This window comes from Arthrobacter sp. Y3223065, from assembly GCF_059090885.1.
Genome location: NZ_JBNHGC010000001.1, coordinates 430,239 through 447,433, shown reverse-complemented (window position 1 = coordinate 447,433; position 17,195 = coordinate 430,239). Strand labels below are relative to the sequence as shown.

The following is a 17,195-nucleotide window of genomic DNA, read 5'->3' as shown; positions in this document are numbered from 1 at the left end:
CCATCCTCTCAAAGCGCGGGAGCCGCAACTAACCTGCATGCTGACTGACTGGAGTGCTCCCGCGTGAGGGGCGCCGCGGAGTTGAGCGGTTGAGCGGTGCCAACTACTGTCGGAGGTGTTCGTACCCGCGGGTAATCGGCAAGGAGACTACATGACCGCCATCGAGGAACACGTCGATCCGACGGCGGTGTTGCTGGAGCTGTTGGACCTCTCCGATGCCGACGGCGCCAATACGGACGAGGAGATTTTCGTCGGCGTTTCCGAAAAGCAGCCGCGCGGCCGGGTCTTCGGCGGCCAGGTGCTCGCCCAGTCCGTCATCGCGGCCCTGCGGACCGTGGAACCGGACCGGCCCATCCACTCCATGCACGGGTACTTCCTGCGCGCCGGCGACGCGGACCTGCCGATTACCTTCGGCGTCGAACGGCTGCGCGACGGCCGTTCCTTCTCCGCCCGCCGCACCCATGCCTATCAGAACGGCGTGCCGATCCTGTCCATGATCGCCTCGTTCCAGACCCCGGCCGAGGGGCTCGAGCACCAGGAAGGCTTCCCCGACGGAATCCCGGACCCGGAAACCTTGCCGAGCACCGCGGATCTGCTCGGCAAGGTGGACCACCCGGTGGCCCGGCACATGGCCTACCACCGCCCTTTCGACGTCCGCCATGTCCAGGACGCGCTCTACGTCCAGGCCAAGGGCGAACGCCAGGCGGTCAACGCCGTCTGGATGAAGACCAAAGGGCCGCTGCCCGACGACCAGGGCCTGCACCGGGCCGCGCTGGCCTTCGGCAGCGACTACACGCTCCTGGAACCCATCCTGCGCCAGCACGGCGTCAGCTGGGTTACTCCGGGCATGAGCGTCGCCAGCCTGGACCACGCCATGTGGTGGCACCGCCCGGTACGGGTCGACGACTGGCTGCTCTACGTGCAGTCCTCCCCCAGTGCCTCCGGTGCCCGCGGCCTGGCGGTCGGCAAGATCTTCAACCGGGCCAGCGAACTCGTCGCTACCGTCGCCCAGGAGGGCATGATCCGCATTCCGTAGGCCGGAGTGGCTGGCCTCCCCTGCGCCACATAGCTGACCAAATGGGACGGCCGGGCTCCCTGCGGGGCCCGGCCGTTCCATTCATCTGTGCTAGTCGCGGGTCAGGCGGCGGTGCGTGACCCGGTGCGGCTTGGCCGCGTCCGGGCCGAGCCGCTCGACCTTGTTCTGCTCATAGGAGTCGAAGTTGCCCTCGAACCAGTACCAGTTCGCCGGCTCTTCCTCGGTGCCTTCGTAGGCCAGGATGTGCGTGGCCACCCGGTCCAGGAACCAGCGGTCGTGCGAGACCACCACGGCACAGCCGGGGAATTCCAGCAGCGCGTTTTCCAGGCTGGAGAGCGTTTCGACGTCCAGGTCGTTGGTCGGTTCGTCGAGCAGCAGCAGGTTGCCGCCCTGTTTCAAAGTCAGCGCGAGGTTCAGCCGGTTGCGCTCACCGCCGGACAGCACGCCGGCCTTCTTCTGCTGGTCCGGACCCTTGAAGCCGAACGCGGAGACGTAGGCACGGGACGGCATTTCGACCTGGCCGACCTGGATGTGGTCGAGCCCGTCGGAGACGACCTCCCACAGGGTCTTGTTCGGATCGATGCCGCCGCGGGACTGGTCCACGTAGGAGATCTTCACGGAATCGCCGATTTTCAGCTCCCCGCCGTCCAGTGGTTCGAGTCCGACGATGGTCTTGAACAGGGTCGTCTTGCCGACGCCGTTGGGACCGATCACGCCAACGATGCCGTTGCGCGGCAGCGAGAAGGACAGGTCCTTGATGAGCTCGCGGTCGCCGAAGCCCTTGAACAGGTCCTTGGCCTCGATGACCAGCTGGCCGAGCCGCGGTCCCGGCGGGATCTGGATTTCTTCGAAGTCCAGCTTCCGGGTGCGCTCCGCTTCGGCAGCCATTTCCTCGTAGCGGGCCAGACGGGCCTTGGACTTGGTCTGCCGGCCCTTGGCGTTGGAGCGGACCCAGTCCAGTTCCTCGGTCAAGCGCTTGGCCTGCTTGGCGTCCTTCTTGCCCTGGACCTCGAGCCGGGCGCGCTTCTTCTCCAGGTAGGTGGAGTAGTTGCCCTCGTACGGGTAGAGGTGGCCGCGATCCACTTCGGCGATCCATTCGGCCACATGGTCGAGGAAGTACCGGTCGTGGGTCACGGCGAGGACGGCACCCGGGTAGGACTTCAGGTGCTGCTCGAGCCACAGCACGCTTTCGGCGTCGAGGTGGTTGGTGGGCTCGTCGAGCAGCAGCAGGTCGGGCTTCTGCAGGAGCAGCTTGCACAGTGCCACGCGGCGCCGCTCGCCACCCGAGAGCACGGTCACGTCGGCGTCGCCCGGCGGGCAGCGCAGCGCGTCCATGGCCTGCTCCAACTGGGAGTCGATGTCCCAGGCGTCCGCGGCGTCGATGGCCTCCTGCAGCTTGCCCATTTCCTCGAGCAGCGCGTCGTAGTCGGCATCCGGGCTGGCCATCTCTTCGGAGATTTCGTTGAAGCGCTGGATCTTGCCGTAGATTTCGCCGACGCCTTCCTGGACGTTGCCCAGGACCGTCTTTTCCTCGTTCAGCGGCGGCTCCTGCAGCAGGATGCCGACGGTGTAGCCGGGGCTGAGCCTGGCTTCGCCGTTGGAGGGGGTGTCCAGGCCGGCCATGATTTTCAGGATCGTGGACTTGCCCGCACCGTTGGGGCCGACGACGCCGATCTTGGCGCCGGGGAAGAACGACATGCTTACGTCGTCCAGAATGACTTTGTCGCCAACGGCCTTGCGGGCCTTGGACATCGTATAAATGAATTCCGCCATGCCCTCAAGGCTAGTCGCTGCGCGGCACGATCACATACTCAGACACCGGGCGCTCCCGCCGGCGGGTGGCACCGCTGCCGCCCGCCGGCGGACGTCAGCCGGCCATGGGCAGGTCCGGCTCTTTCTCCTGCTCGCCGTCCAACGCCCTCGCACCGCTGGCAGCCATCATGGATGGCTCCACCGCGTCAGCAGGGTCGCCGGCTCCGAGATCGGCACCAGATGCAGCCAAGGCCATCGACCGGTAGTCGGCTCCGGTCCGCCGCTGCTGCCCGTCCTGGCCTGCCGGGCCACCCGCCGAAAGGGATGAAACGGAACCGTTCTTGGTGAATTCCGCGGTGCCCCGGCGGAGGTCGTGCCCGATGGAATCGGCATCGATCTCCGGGGACGTGCCGCGGCGCCCGTCCTGCAACTCCCACTGGCGCAGTTTCAGCCTGCCCGTCACCACCACTGGGTCGCCCTTGGACAGGCTCCTCCACAAATTTTCCGCTAGTCCCCGAAAGGCCTGGACCGTGTACCAGTTGGTCACGCCCTTGACCCATTCACCGGTGTCACGGTTCAACCAGTCCCCGGACGACGCCAGCCTGAACTCGGCCACCGAATCCCCCTTTTTGGTCTGCTTCTGCTGCACCTCCGTGCCGAGTATGCCGCGAACCGTAATGTAGTCGCTCATCTCCTGCCTCCGATCTCGTCCAAGCCGGCCGTGCCGCCGGCACGTCCCAATCTTCCGCGGCGGGGCGAGGGTCTAAAGCAACGCCCTAGCCGCTGTGGACGGAGTACGGCCTACAGGCGCCGGTGTAGGGGCACATGCCCCCGCTTCCGTGACCCGATGGTCCACGAGCTTGAGCCGATGCGCTCAGGGTTGCGTGAAGTTCGTTTGCAGGAGCGCCAGGCGGTGACCGGGACCTGCCCGCGGCATCCAGTGCAGCAGTTCTCCCTTTCCCGGTCACGGTGATGTCAAACGGGACGTTCATTTTTCCCGCCTTAACAGGTATCGTCACGTGAGAACCAGGGCAACAGGACGCGCGCGAATCAAGCCCGGGCCGACATAAGAATGGGTCGTCGAAAATTCAAGCAGGAAGTGTCCTCTGGTGAAAGATGCAGCTGAGTTCAAGTTTGAGAAAGCGATGCTCACCGATCAGGGCATATTGACCCTCTCCGGCAGTGTTTCCGCAACAGACGAGGGTCCCTCGACATACTCCTTCGTGTTCTCGGAGCGCAGCGGCGGCCGGAAGAAAGAATTCGCGGCCGAGGTGATTAACGGCCCCGGACAAGAAGAATCACGGACCGCTCAATGCTGCATTAACCTGCATGATATCGGCTTCGATGAACAGGACGTAGTCGACATTTATTTTGTTGCACGAACAGGCGCTCAGGAGAAGAAGACCAGAGTGAAGTGGCTTCCCACAGCGCGTCCTTGGCTCCCCTATGCCACCGTGTACGGTAATTTCAGTGTGAAGAAGACAACATCGTGAAAACGCTGGAGGATGCTGTGTCGCTGCCGGCATCACGGTACTTCATGGTTCTTTGGGCTCTGCCGACAGAGTTTGGCGGCATGACGACCATGAGTCTTCACCGCGCACGTGCGATGCATGACTACGCCGGAGTCGATGCCAGTGTCTTAACTTTCGAGCCCAAGGCGAGCTACGCCGGAACCGTATCCGTCCTGCAAGAGCGGGAAAAGATTTCTCCAGCGACCAAGGTGCTCAATATCTACCAGTACTACCGGGCAGCCGCCCTTGGTGGAAGAATTCCCCTCACCGATGTGCAGGATCCTCCTTCAGATTTTGGACCGTTTGCCTACTCCCTTTCCGTCACTGATCCTTCGGGCCGGACTTTCATGACGGAAGCAAAGCGTCCCGATGGCCAGACATTCGCCTGGCGGAAGTTCTACCGGGAAGATGGAAGTGAGTTCTTACGCGACGAAAAGCCGCTCGACGGGCAGGGCGAGTCCGCAGGAAGATACCTCACCTTGTTCGACCGCCACGGAGAACCGATCGAAAGATGGCGCTCGGCCGGCGACTTTTACCGCTCGTGGATGCGGGAACTCACAAGCGGAGAGCATTCGACGTTCGTTGTCGACAGTGCCTTCACAAGCACTATCGTTGCGCCTCTCGAAGAAGACAACATTGTCAAGCTGATTGTGATGCACAATAGCCATGTCAAGGCAGGCGAAAATCCCTTCCAAGGTAAACTTGGGACCGGACGCCGAACAATCGTCGACGAGACGGGAAGTTGGGACGGCATCGTCTTCCTGACCCACAGGAATCAACGCGATTTCGAAGACAGGTTTGGCCGGTCCAACAACTTGTTCACGATCTCCAACCCCAGCGGCAGAGCGGAACATCTTCCTCCGTTTTGGAATCGCTTGCCGAAGCGGGGGGTCATGGTTTGTCGGCTCGAACCACAGAAAAACGTTGCCGAAGCCCTGAACATCATGGCCGTCGTGCACCAGAGTCTGCCCGATTGCACGCTGGATATTTACGGCACCGGCTCTTTGAGGGCCGATCTTCAGGCGCAGACCGTCGCTCTTGGCCTTCAGGAGGTGGTGAAGTTCCACGGCCACTCCACAGCCGCCGCCCGGGAATTCGAGCAGGCGAGATTCTCTTTGCTGACCAGCAGAAACGAAGGGCAGGGGCTCGTGCTGTTGGAAAGCATGGGCCGCGGATGCCCACCCGTCTCATATGACATTCGGTATGGCCCCAGTGACGTCATCGATGACACGGAGACCGGGTACTTGATTCAGCCTGGCAACGTGGAAGCGGCTGCCCGGCGGATTATTCAACTTTGTGCCGATGATGACCTTGCGAAGCGAATGGGTGAGCTCGCTTGGGAGCGTAGTGAGAGATTCTCTGACGGTGCCATACTCCACCGATGGGGTGACGTGCTGTACCGGGTTTGGGCACAGAAACAGGACAGAATCGTCCTCCGCGACCTGGACCTCACCCTGAAGGAAATCTGCTACAACGCAACAGGTGATGTAGATCTTGCGGCTCAGGTGACCTGGCGCCAGCTGAGCGGTCCACCGGCTGAAGACGCACTCGCAGCCAACATCGTCATCAGCCGCAGGTCCGTCGGCGCTCCTGCGTTCTTTCCGGCTGCAATCGCACGACGCGAAGAGGGGAAACTGGAAGTCGTTTGCACTATCACTGCTGCGATGTTGCGGGCGGGGGTACCGGAGGCGAACAACGAACTCGACATCAGCTTGCAGGTCTACGGAAAAAATATCCTTCACACGTTTCGGGTGGGCTTCCCGGGCCACACCCACTGGCTGCCCTACGCGACAATCCACGGTTCGTTGAGCCTCAAGCACGTCTAACGCAGTCTGGACCGGTGACTGGATTTCGCACCCCTGGCGGCGAACCCGCAAGCAGTACGGCGCGCTGCTACACAAGATCGGCAATCTAGGACCCAGAATTGGCCACGCCAGGATGCGGACGCCTAAACCGCCGCAGCGCAGCGCGGATTCCGCCCAACCTGGCCCGATAAGAGGATCTGCCGGCTCGTCGACTGTTGACCTTCACGCTGAGATTATGGTGGACGGTCTCATAGGGAGTGATCGACTTGCCGTAGGCATGCATTGCGGCCATACGAAGATCCGGTGCCACCCCTAGCCGCCCTTTGATCTGCTTGCCCGCGGTAGAAGCAACCAGGAACATGTCCCAGATCCCCTCCGGCAACGCTTGCAGGAACGCCGCATCAAGCTCCAACTCAAACTTTTCCAGCGGTGGCGCAACTTGAGACATTCCGGCATCTACGGCCAACCTCCCGCCTGTCGACTCGAAGGACAGATGGCGCTGTTTATCGCGCGGGACCAACTCCACATGGACGCCGTCCAATCGGCGGAACGCGGACTCAAGACTCACTTCGCCGGTTAGAACCATGTTCTGGCGGCGCGCCCGTACCTGTTCCGCCGCCGCCTGCACTTTTGGGGTCGATGCGACTGTAGCGAGACTGGCCAAGTCCGAGACCCGCTGCTCCCGGATTAACGCCAGGCGCTCTCGCGCCGGCGACTTGAGAGCCATCTCGGAGCCAGGAGGGAAGAATCGTAAGATGATACCCCTATGCGCTTGGACCCAGTCCTGCTGCCTTTTTGACCGCGCCTCCGCATAGCTGGGACCATACTTGTTCAGCCCGACCCGGCGGAAAAGCTCCAGGCAAAGCTCCATCTCAATAACCCGGTCGTGCAATCTGCCTTGAATTGCCTCCATCGCGACAATGAGCGAATCAGCATACTTATACGGATCCACCGGCTGCATGGTTCTATTCGCAGCATCGTCTCTCAACTCGACAAAATAGTAATCATAATCGGCAACGATTGAGATACGGCGTGCGACCGCAAACATCTTGAATAAGAAGACGGTGTCTTCGGCCGGAACGTTCCCCTCAGGGAACCGTAAACAGTTTTCTTCGATGACGGATCGGCGGAAAAGTTTCGTCGGACCCGACGCTTGTGAAGCTTTTAACAAGTCTGCATCCACCTGGGTCTCACGGTAAACCGACTCGCGTATCCACCTACCGTTGACCCCGACGAGTTTAGGGATGACCAGATCAGATTCGTGTTGGTCGGCAAAAGCAACCATTCTCCGCAGGCTTTCCCTGCCCAGGTAGTCATCCGCGTCTAAAAAGAACACGTAGCGTCCTGTGGCTTGGTTCAACCCGATATTCCTTGGGCGACCAGGACCACCCGAGTTAGGCTCGTGTATCACGGCCATGGATCGCAGCTTGTCAGCCCACCTCTCCAACAGTTCGGCGCTGCCGTCAGTGGAGCCGTCATCAACGGCGATGATCTCCACTCTCATGTCAGCCAGGTCCTGGTCCGCAACGGACTCCAGACAGGGCTGGAGGTAGCGCCCCGGGTTATAAGCAGGGATCACCACGGAGAGATCAATGTTGTTCCCCGCCATTCCGGATCTCCTCGAGAGCGACGCATTTCAGGCCGTGCATCCCTGCAAGTTGCGTGGCGCAAAGACGCACGCCATCACAGTATCGTTCAGAGAAAGGTTCGCGGAACCAGTTGACTCGTAGCGGCTGTCACCTCGAACAGGGATAAGGATTAAGCAAGCAAGTACCCTGCACAAGACCGTTCACGGCATGTTTAGACTGTTGCACCAACTCGTCGTTCCCGGGAGATTCCTTGTCAATCTTTTCGAAGTCGCGCCGGGCGCTGCAGATGCTGGGCGAGCAATCGTCCGATGTTTTTTTGGAGCCCCGGGTACAGCGTGGCTTGAAGGAGCGCCACAACAGCGGGCGGGAAAAGTTCAGTTGTGTTCTGTACTTCGCAGATGGGCCCTCGAACGCATACCAGGTGCGCCAGTGGTTTGAGCCAATGAGGGAACTGGCCAAGACCCACCCTGTGGCCATCCTCGCCCACCGGCCCGTCACTGCCCAGTTGCTGGCGCAGGACTCCCCTCTACCGGTGTTCCTGACCCGGGGGATACAACAAGTCGAACAGTTTCTCGCCAGCCGTTCGGTCTACGTCGTTTTCTACGTCAACAACAGCCAGTTCAACTTCACCGTGCTGCGCACCGCCGGCCCATTCCATGTCCACCTCAGCCACGGGGAAAGCGACAAGCTTTCCATGGCTTCCAATCAGCTGAAAGCATATGATCAGGTTTTCATCGCCGGAGAGGCGTCGCGCCGTCGGATAGTCAGTGCCCTAAAACGCTTTGACGCTCAAAAACTGGTGGAGGTCGGCAGGCCACAGCTCGACTTCTATCCGCCCGCTTTAGCACACCACAACGGACGTACCACTGTTCTGTATGCCCCGACATGGGAAGGTGACCGTCCGGCCATGGAATACGGCTCATGTGTCTCCCATGGGGTAAGCCTGGCGAAGTCCCTGCTGGCGGATCGTGACTGCCGGTTGATTTTCAGGCCGCACCCACGCACCGGGTCGCGACTTGCGGAACACAAGCACGCAGTCCGGGAGATCACGCGCTTGATTGCGAACACCCGAAAGCGTGATCCGGCCTCCGGTCATTTTCGTGACCAGAGGGAGGGCCCCGCCGCTGCGATGGCCGACGCGGATTTCTGCATCTGCGATATTTCAGCGATGGCGATGGATTGGTTGCCTCAGCGCAAGCACATGCTTATCACGCGTCCAGTCCAAAAACAGGCGCTGGTTCCTCAGTCTGGAATCGCCTCGGTAGTTCCACTCTTGGCAGCCGAAGATAGCTGGCGTGTACCTCATTTAATACGGGACCGATTGGCAGAGCCTGTTCCTGAAAGACAACTTGAACTCATCCACTACCACTTCGGCGACACTTCCCCTGGAGCGAGTACCAGCCGCTTCATCCGGGCAGTGGAAGAGCTCCTGGTTGAAGCAGAACGAGTGCAGGACCGCCAACCCCAGGGAAGATGATGAAGGCCGAGTTCCACTATTCTTGCGCTTCCAGCGAGCTCCTCTGGAACTCGTAGTCCGAAAGCTTCCGGGTGCGGTCCGAAATTAACTTGTCCACTGCCGCCAGGAAAGCCAGCGTTGACTCCCCCCGGTCCAAGTTTCCGAAATAGTACTGCCGCATGTCCACGCGCTTGGCGCGCCGCGCGTCGTCGTCAGATGCCTCCGCGATGATGGCTCCTGCATCCTGAACAGAGCCGGCATCGATGATTGGGCAGGCACGGCTCACCGGGGCCTCCCGTTGCAGTGCCTCCGGGTCGTTCCGGCGATCAGTGAGAATGAGCGGTCGGTCGGGGTGAAGGTAAAGGTAATCCAAGCCGACGCTGGAGACATCTGTCACCAGAACGTCCGTCCGGTCAAACATGGTCAGGATATTTCCGGCCGTTGCCACTACATGATCGCCTCCCGCCGCGTTGGCCTGGTCTATTTGCCCGAGGATCGCGGCGTGGGCCTGAGAAACTCCTGGGTCGCTGGACTCCGCGACGCGCGGATGGGGCTTGTAGACCAAGCGCGTTCCCGCCAGGGAAAGAATCGAAGTGACGATTTCCTTACCGAAAACGTCAAGCGAGGTGTAGTTGTTCGCGTAGTTCTCTCCTTCCCACGTCGGCGCGTACATGACGGTGCGCCCCGCGTGTGGAGAGAGCCCGGCCGGGAAGTCGATGTCGAGCTGGGGTCGCCCGACGGCCAGCAATTTGGACTCGTCGAAGTCCACCAGTACGCTCCGGTGCCGTTCCAGTGCAGCCGGACCGGCAATCATCACCCTGTCATATGCCTTGGCCTGGTTTGAGACCATGGACAGCTTGTCGCTTTCCCCGTGATTGATGTGCACGTGCACCATTCGAGGATTCGCCAGGGATTGGAAGTTGCTGACACCGTTGTTCACGTACAGGCACAATCGGTAGTCGTTGTCCTCATACAGGTGCACCAGGTCTTCGAACCGCCGCACGAAAATGCATGGCAGCCCGGTCTTGCCTTTGAGTGCGCGGAGGGCTCCGACCCTGCGAAATACCAAAACGACCGGGTGGTGCCGGTGGAGTTCATACAGGACCGCGAGCCATTGTTCCAGCTGGTAGTTCTTGGCGGCCACGTCACCGAAATAAACGGCGACGTCAGCCGGAACCTTCACCCCATGGAGCTCGTGGTTCGCTCGCACAGCTGGCTTGATTCCGAGCCAACCCCGGAAATTGCGGGCAGGAGCAGAATTCAGCCCCGCCGAAATCTTGTCCGCCAGCCATTCCTTCATAGACGCCATCGCCCGTCGATCATCAGCTTTGAATCAGCATACAAGAGGCGAAAGCGACCGGCAGTTTGATCCCTACAGCGGACGCTGATCTCAGTTGTTATCTTGGGACACATTGCTGGTTCCGCGCTAGAGGCAAAGTGCGCAGTTCGCCTCAGCGGTGCCTACGGAGGCCACAGAGAAGTAGCCGCTCCCGCGGAAAGAAGACGACGACGGCGCCCGGCCAACGAGACGAGGCGGGCCCGCCTTTCCCGAGCCAGCTCATCGGAACGACCCTCCCGGGCCCCGGTGTGAGCAGCCTCTCATTTAAGGACGGCCGTGTCGGGAACCAGCCGCGCACAGGTATCGTTACCTACTCGTAATATTCTCCGACCGAACTAGGTACCAATATGCCTGACGACTCCGCTGCCGACGACAAGCCCAAGCCCTTTCTCGGACTGAGTGGCGCCCAAACTATCGCCTCGGCGCTGGCCGCGGTGACCTCCGCAGTAGTGGGGTCCTTTCTCGGCGTCGCCGGAACGCTGATCGGCGCCGCACTCGGTTCCGTCGTCGCCACCGTGGGCGCCGCGCTCTATGCCCGGACGCTGAGTTCGGCCGCCACTGTGGCCCTGAAGAAAATCCCCAAGGCTCGCGTGGGGGCCCTGCGGGAGGTCGAGAAGGTGGCCGCCAGCGCCCCGTCCGAAGCGATCGAACCGCAGCCTAAACCTGCCAGAAAGCCCATCGCCCCGATGACGTGGGTCAAGGTTGGACTGGCCAGTGCCGCGGCCTTCGCCATCGCGATGGTCGGCATCACCGCGGTGGAACTCGGCACCAGCCAGCCGATCTCCAGCCTGGTCTCCTCGACTACGGGTATCGACCATGCCTCAAGCGCCCACAAGACGACCCTTGGCACCCTGGGCGGCAACCAGGAGGCCGCGGATCAAACGGACAAGCCGGCCAAGCAGGACGAGGATCCCGCGAAGACCGAAGATGGTGCGGCCGACGACGCTCCGACCACGGACGATCCCTCGGTCGGCGGAAACAGCTCAACCGAAACTGACGAGCCGGGAAATGGAGAATCGAACGGCACCGAACAGGACCCGGCCCCTGCACCGGAACCGAGCCAGACCACCGAGCCTGCCCCGGAGCCGAGCCAGGCACCAGCACCGGAAGAGATCCCGGCACCCGGCCCAGCCGGGCAGGGCGGCCCGCCCGACAGTGGCGGCGACGCCGGAACAGGCCAGTAGCAAGTCCCTTCCCGCGGCCGGGCGCCGGGCGCCCGGCCGCGGGAGTCTGTGCAAGCCCCGGCGTGGGCAGCAGAACGGAACGGGTCAGAACAGTACGTCCTTCTTCAGTGTGGCAGTGCGTCACAGCCCTGGGCGACGACGGGAAGCGCCGCCGTGGCCGCCATCGCGCCCCGCCTTGAACGAATTGCTAGACTAAGCACCGGCCGCATTGGTGTTCACGAGAGTGGACACCACCTGGATACGTTTGGAGACTCCGGAATTGGAGTCGACGGTTAGTGGACAGTAGCCGGCCATCAGCCTCGGTAGCTCAGCGGATAGAGCAGGAGCCTTCTAATCTCTTGGTCGCAGGTTCGATTCCTGTCCGGGGCGCAACAAGATATGACTGGCTCGGCCCGCGCTACGAAGATGAGGACAACAGCACAGCGATGCAGACACCCGAGCCGATGCCGACCGCGCACTTCCCGGTCAACACCCTTGCCCTGAAGCGCGGGGGGCTGGTCAAGGCTGTGCGGTCCCGCGCCAGCGCCTTGGCCGAGCAGGGCGGTTTCACTGATGTTTGGATTGAGGTCCTCGCGTTCCAGCCTCGGCTGGAAGCCGACGTAGCCGAGTTGAAGGCCGACGGCCACCTGCACCTCGACGTCAAGGTCCGCAGCGTGCTGAATTCATTGGACCCGAGCCCGGATGTCGAGACCCGGCCCAGCGTCCAGCCGCCGGGCGAGGCCGACTTCGTCCGGTTCCCGGTGGGAACTTCCGGTCTGGCCTTCGCCTACTTCCGCAACGGAGTTCAGGAGCACTACGTCCGGTTCCACGCCAGCGGCATCCCGGCGGCCATCGAGGACCTCGGCGCAGACCGGCTGCGCACCCGCCGCTGGGAACTGGACGAGCACGGTCGCGTGGCAAGGATTTTGGACTACCAGCCGGGCTCCGCAACTCCGGCCGCCCAGCGCTACATCGGTCGCGACGGTCAATGCTTTCTCACCATCCTGCAAAACCCCGGCGAGAAGCAGTGGCGCAAGGGGTACCTGTTCGGCCCAGAGCCAGAGACCTTCTCGTCGATGGGCCAGCTGTACAAGTTCGCCTTCGAACGCCTGCTTGCCGGCGAGCAGGCACCGGTCATCACCTCCGAGTTCCGGGAGAACCTGCCCAACCTGCCGGCCGAAAACCTCGACGACGTCGTCCACTCGCTGCGCCACCCCAATCTGGGAAAGGTCGCCGCGGTCCACAGCAACCACCAGGAGCACCCCTACACCCTTGGTTCCGGTGTCAGCCCGAGCTGGCGCCGGCTCCTGGGGTCCTTTGGCGGATGGGACTCGGTGGTTCTCCTGACCGAAGCCCAGCGGGAAGACATTCGCACCGAGTTCGGCCACGGCGACCAACTGGCCGTGATCCCGCAAGTGGCGCCGCCGGCAAGGGAAGACGGCAAGGCCGTCGACGCCGACCGGATCGTGCTGGTGGCCCGGACTCACCCGAAGAAGCGCGTGGACGAAGCCATGCGCGTCTTCGCCAAAATTCTCGCTTCCCGTCCCAGCGCCCGCCTGGAGGTGTTCGGGTTCGGCTACCGCGACGACGAGGAGACCCGGATCCAGACGCTGATCGACGAATTGGGCATCCGCGCGCACGTCCGTTTCATGCCGTTCGCCGACAACCCCGATGACATCTACGCCGGGGCATGCCTTACGCTCCTGACCTCACAGTCGGAGGGATTCCCGCTGATCCTTCTGGAGAGCATGTCCTACGGCGTCCCCGTAGCGGCCTACGATGCCAACTACGGCCCCCGGGACGTCATCATCGACGGAGAAAACGGACTCTTGGTCCCCTTCGGTGACACCGGGCTGTTGGCCGACCGGATCCGCGCCCTCATGGAGGACGACGAGCTTCGCAGGAAGATGGGGGAAAACGCACTCCGGACCCTGGACCGGTTCAACGCCGACACCTTTGTGGAGTCGTGGCGGCAGGTTCTGTCGGGGCCTCCGCGCGCCGTCCGCGTCACAGGGAAGACAGTGGAACGCCTGCTCGACCGTGCGTGGTGGGAAGATGACGTCCTCTGCCTTGCTCCCCGGCCGGGGATAGCGGAGGCGGCGGAAGTTTTCGTCCGCCGGCGGCGCGACAAGGCGACGACACACGCCCACCTACAAGACGGAACCTGGCAGCTTCATGTGCCAGAGTCTGCACCGGGCGAAATCTTTGACTTCCACGCCCGCCTCGCTGGAGACGGCCATGAATTGCGGCTCGCCTTCAGCACCCTCAAGGTGGAGGCCGGGCTGCTATACCAGCTCTACGCCACGAAGCATGGCTCGCTGTCGATGAAGCGCAAGCCCCAAGACTGACACGCCGCCCGCCGCCGAGGCCCGGGGCACCGGCTCCCGTCCGCCTGGCGGGCGCGCCGTCCGCCGCCGAGGCCCGGGGCACCGGCTCCCGTCCGTCTGGCGGGCCGTTCGGGAGGCAGCAGCGCACATTAACAGCTGGCTAACAGTTGTCGACTTTCGTGGAAACGCATCCCTTGGCTCAGTGTTTTCGCAGACGCGGCTGATAACGTTTAACCGACGCCCTTGAGCCGACGCTTCGCCATTGCCAACCGGAGGTTGCGGCTCTCTTGACCCGGCCCGTTCGTGCCCTATTGTCCGGAGCATTCCATGCCCAGCTTCCGCCGCAGCCCCGCAGCCTCTCCCAAGCGAAACCAGCGAGCCACTGCTCGTCTGGCCAGCGCAACCGCCGTCGTGATGGCGGTAGGCCTCCTGATGGCCCCCGGTGCATCCGCACAGGACTTGCAGCAGCCAGCACCGGACTCGCAACCTGCGTCGACACCCGACGGTGCCCTGCTGCAGGCCCCCGCCGCCACCGGTCTGGGAACGGCACCGCCCTCGCCCTCCTATCTGGCTCCCGGCGACTCGTCCGGAAATGAACCGCAGATCGACGACGAAACCGGACAGACGCCGGGCCTCGAACAACCGGGCGAGGGCCCACAACCATCCTCCCCCGCCGCTGCCACGGAAGAACCGACGGCCCAGCCCTCCCCCGAAGCCAGCGATACGACCCCGACGGCAGACGAACCGGAATCCGTCGAGGTGCCGGTCGAGGAACTCAGCCAGGAGCAACTCCTTAAGCTCCTGAAGACCCTGCAGGGCGAACACGGCGCCGACATGGGCCAAGGTCTCCAGCAGCGCCGGGAACGTGAGCGGGAACTGGAACAGCCGGAAGTGCTGGCAGAACTCGACGCCCAGCTCGAAGTCCTCGACATCGAACGCACCAGCGTTGTGGCACCCGCGGCGCTCCCCTCATTCAGCCGCACCAAGTGGAAGCCCAGCGGAGTCCAGGGCATGGACGTCAGCAGCCACCAGCCCAACGTCAACTGGAATACCGAGTGGAACTACGGGGCCCGGTTTGCGTACGTAAAGTCGACCGAGGCCTTGTCGTACAAGAACCCGTTGTTCCCATCGCAGTACGCCGGCTCCTATAACGTCGGCATGATCCGCGGCGCGTACCACTTCGCCATCCCCAACGTCTCGTCGGGCAAGGCACAGGCGGACTACATGGTGAACAACGGCGGTGGCTGGTCCGCCGATGGAAAGACCCTGCCGCCCCTGCTGGACATCGAATACAACCCGTATCCGGAACTGGGCAACACCTGCTACAGCATGTCCCCGACGGCCATGGTCAACTGGATCAAGGACTTCTCGAACACCATCAAGGCCCGCACCGGCCGCCTCCCGGCCATCTACACCACCGCGGACTGGTGGAACAAGTGCACCGGCAACAGCACGGCGTTCAAGAACCACCCGCTGCACGTCGCGCACTACACTACCGGCACCCCTTGGCTGCCGGCTGGCTGGAATTCCTACGACATTTGGCAGTACAGCTCAACGGGCCCCTACTCGGGCGACTCGAATGTGTGGCGGGGTTCCTACACCGACTTGCAAAACTTCGCCTACAACCGGACCGTCACGTGGGATCGCACCCAGCGCTACGCCGCACCGGGCGACTTGAACCGCGACGGCAACGGCGACCTGCTTTCCCGCCGGACGGACGGCTCGCTCTGGTTCTACCCCGGGACCGGATCGGGCGGGTACAACGCGCCGACCCGAATCGGCAGCGGCTGGCAGATCTACAACCTCCTGATCGGCACCGGGGACTATAACGGAGACGGGCTGAACGATCTCTTGGCCCGGCAGACCGACGGGTCGTTGTGGTTGTACAAGGGCAAAGGCAACGGGACGTTCCAGCCGCGGGTTCGCATCGGCAGCAGCGGCTGGAACGGGTTCACCCACATCATCGGGCCCGGCGACCTCAACGCCGACGGCACCAACGACCTTCTCGTCCGCCGGTCAGACGGCACGGTATGGCTGTACGCGGCTCCCGGCGACGGCAAGCCCGGCACCCGCAGCCAGATCGGCAGCGGCTGGGGCAGCTACACCACGCTGGTTGCGACCAGAGACTTCACCGGTGACGGGCGCGTAGACGTTGTGGCCTCCAAGGGTGACGGAACCCTGTGGCTGCACGCCGGAACAGGGAAGACCGGAACGAACACCTTTGCGGCTGCCCGCAAGATTGGTTGGGGCTGGGGGTCCTTCGCTGACATCCTCGGAGTCTGGGACAACGACCGGGACAAGAAAGACGATCTCCTCACCATCAGCCCCGATGGCTCACTGGGCTTCTACAAGGGCACCCAGATGGTCGATTCCGAGGGCTACAACGCCAGGACCCTGGTCAGCAGCACCTGGAAGCAGTTTGACACCGTGGTCACTCCGGGCGACTTCACCGGCGACGGCCGCAGCGATTTGATCGGCCGCAAGGCGGACGGAACTCTCTGGCTGATGCGCGGAACCGGCAAGGGAAGCTTTGGCACGCCCGAGCGGATCGGGCATGGCTGGCACATCTACAGCTCCATCGTCGGGGTCGGCGACTACAACCGGGACGGCAAAAACGATCTAGTAGCCCGACAGACCAACGGAACGCTTTGGTTCTACGCCGGTACTGGCACCGTCAGCAGTTCCAGCGAAGGCTATAAGCGCCGGGTGAAGATCGGCACCGGCGGGTGGAACCAGTTCGTGGCCCTGGTAGGCACGGGCGACGTCAACCGCGACGGCAAGAACGACCTGCTCGGCGTCCGCCCTGACGGCTCGGCATGGCTGTACGCCGGTCCGGGCAACGGCCAGCACGGTACGCGCACGCGTATCGACACCGGCTGGAACTACTCGCAGATTGTCGGCGTCGGCGACTATGACCGTAACGGCACCGTGGACCTGGTGGCCAGCAAGTCGGACGGAACTCTCTGGCTCCGGCAGGGACGCACCGCCAAGACTGCTTCGGGAGCGTGGTTCAACGCCGAGCGGCAGATCGGCAGCGGCGGATGGCAACAGTACCGGCAAATCCTCGGACCCGGTGACACGACCTCGGACAACAAGGTGGATCTGCTGGCCACAACCGGCCCCGGCGCCATGTGGCTCTACCGTGGCAACGCCATGACCAACGACGGCTATGCCAAACGGCGCAACGTGGGGAGGCTCTAAGCTGTTCAGGTAGGTC

Annotated in this window: 11 protein-coding genes and 1 tRNA gene; 8 read left to right on the top strand and 4 right to left on the bottom strand. The window is 62.8% G+C overall.

What is annotated here, in order from left to right; translation table 11 throughout:
* Window positions 1–151: 151 nt before the first annotated feature.
* Window positions 152–1,036 (top strand): acyl-CoA thioesterase, encoded by an 885-nt coding sequence (locus tag AC5RUK_RS02015; RefSeq protein WP_494108422.1) that lies wholly within the window; start codon window positions 152–154, stop codon window positions 1,034–1,036.
* Window positions 1,037–1,126: 90 nt separating this feature from the next.
* On the opposite strand, the gene ettA is transcribed toward AC5RUK_RS02015, so the two are convergent.
* Both ettA and AC5RUK_RS02005 read right to left on the bottom strand, forming a co-directional pair.
* Window positions 1,127–2,809, bottom strand: a complete 1,683-nt coding sequence (gene ettA / locus AC5RUK_RS02010; protein ID WP_493977427.1) for an energy-dependent translational throttle protein EttA — start codon at window positions 2,807–2,809, stop codon at window positions 1,127–1,129.
* A 94-nt stretch (window positions 2,810–2,903) separates the two neighbouring features.
* Window positions 2,904–3,479: a single-stranded DNA-binding protein gene (locus AC5RUK_RS02005; RefSeq protein ID WP_494108423.1), complete on the bottom strand. Its 576-nt coding sequence runs from the start codon at window positions 3,477–3,479 to the stop codon at window positions 2,904–2,906.
* A 418-nt stretch (window positions 3,480–3,897) separates the two neighbouring features.
* Between AC5RUK_RS02005 and AC5RUK_RS02000 the strand changes: the two genes are divergently transcribed.
* Together AC5RUK_RS02000 and AC5RUK_RS01995 are read left to right on the top strand one after the other, a co-directional pair.
* Complete coding sequence (locus tag AC5RUK_RS02000; protein WP_494151248.1) at window positions 3,898–4,281, top strand: hypothetical protein; 384 nt, start codon at window positions 3,898–3,900, stop codon at window positions 4,279–4,281.
* Window positions 4,278–6,125: a glycosyltransferase gene (locus AC5RUK_RS01995; protein WP_494151247.1), complete on the top strand. Its 1,848-nt coding sequence runs from the start codon at window positions 4,278–4,280 to the stop codon at window positions 6,123–6,125. The genes AC5RUK_RS02000 and AC5RUK_RS01995 overlap by 4 nt, the downstream gene beginning before the upstream one ends.
* An 85-nt stretch (window positions 6,126–6,210) precedes the next feature.
* Here the strand turns inward: AC5RUK_RS01995 and AC5RUK_RS01990 are convergent, their stop codons facing one another.
* Complete coding sequence (locus AC5RUK_RS01990; RefSeq protein WP_494151246.1) at window positions 6,211–7,713, bottom strand: glycosyltransferase family 2 protein; 1,503 nt, start codon at window positions 7,711–7,713, stop codon at window positions 6,211–6,213.
* A gap of 230 nt (window positions 7,714–7,943) precedes the next feature.
* Here AC5RUK_RS01990 and AC5RUK_RS01985 point away from each other — a divergent pair, with 230 nt between their 5' ends.
* Window positions 7,944–9,170 (top strand): CDP-glycerol glycerophosphotransferase family protein, encoded by a 1,227-nt coding sequence (locus tag AC5RUK_RS01985; protein WP_494151245.1) that lies wholly within the window; start codon window positions 7,944–7,946, stop codon window positions 9,168–9,170.
* 16 nt (window positions 9,171–9,186) lie between these two features.
* Here AC5RUK_RS01985 and AC5RUK_RS01980 read toward each other — a convergent pair whose 3' ends face one another.
* On the bottom strand, window positions 9,187–10,449 hold the full coding sequence (locus AC5RUK_RS01980; protein WP_494151244.1) for a CDP-glycerol glycerophosphotransferase family protein: 1,263 nt from the start codon (window positions 10,447–10,449) through the stop codon (window positions 9,187–9,189).
* Between the two features lie 386 nt (window positions 10,450–10,835).
* On the opposite strand from AC5RUK_RS01980, the gene AC5RUK_RS01975 reads away from it, so the two are divergent.
* The 4 genes from AC5RUK_RS01975 to AC5RUK_RS01960 all read left to right on the top strand — a co-directional run bounded on the left by AC5RUK_RS01975 (window position 10,836) and on the right by AC5RUK_RS01960 (window position 17,179).
* The gene (locus AC5RUK_RS01975) at window positions 10,836–11,672 is read left to right on the top strand and encodes a hypothetical protein (RefSeq protein WP_494151243.1); all 837 of its coding nucleotides are present in this window, start codon (window positions 10,836–10,838) and stop codon (window positions 11,670–11,672) included.
* 296 nt (window positions 11,673–11,968) lie between these two features.
* A tRNA-Arg gene (locus AC5RUK_RS01970) sits at window positions 11,969–12,041 on the top strand.
* A 56-nt stretch (window positions 12,042–12,097) separates the two neighbouring features.
* Window positions 12,098–13,999 carry a glycosyltransferase gene (locus tag AC5RUK_RS01965; protein ID WP_494151242.1) on the top strand — a complete coding sequence of 634 codons (1,902 nt, stop codon included), beginning with the start codon at window positions 12,098–12,100 and terminating at the stop codon, window positions 13,997–13,999.
* Window positions 14,000–14,305: 306 nt separating this feature from the next.
* On the top strand, window positions 14,306–17,179 hold the full coding sequence (locus AC5RUK_RS01960; RefSeq protein ID WP_494151241.1) for a GH25 family lysozyme: 2,874 nt from the start codon (window positions 14,306–14,308) through the stop codon (window positions 17,177–17,179).
* Window positions 17,180–17,195: the final 16 nt, after the last annotated feature.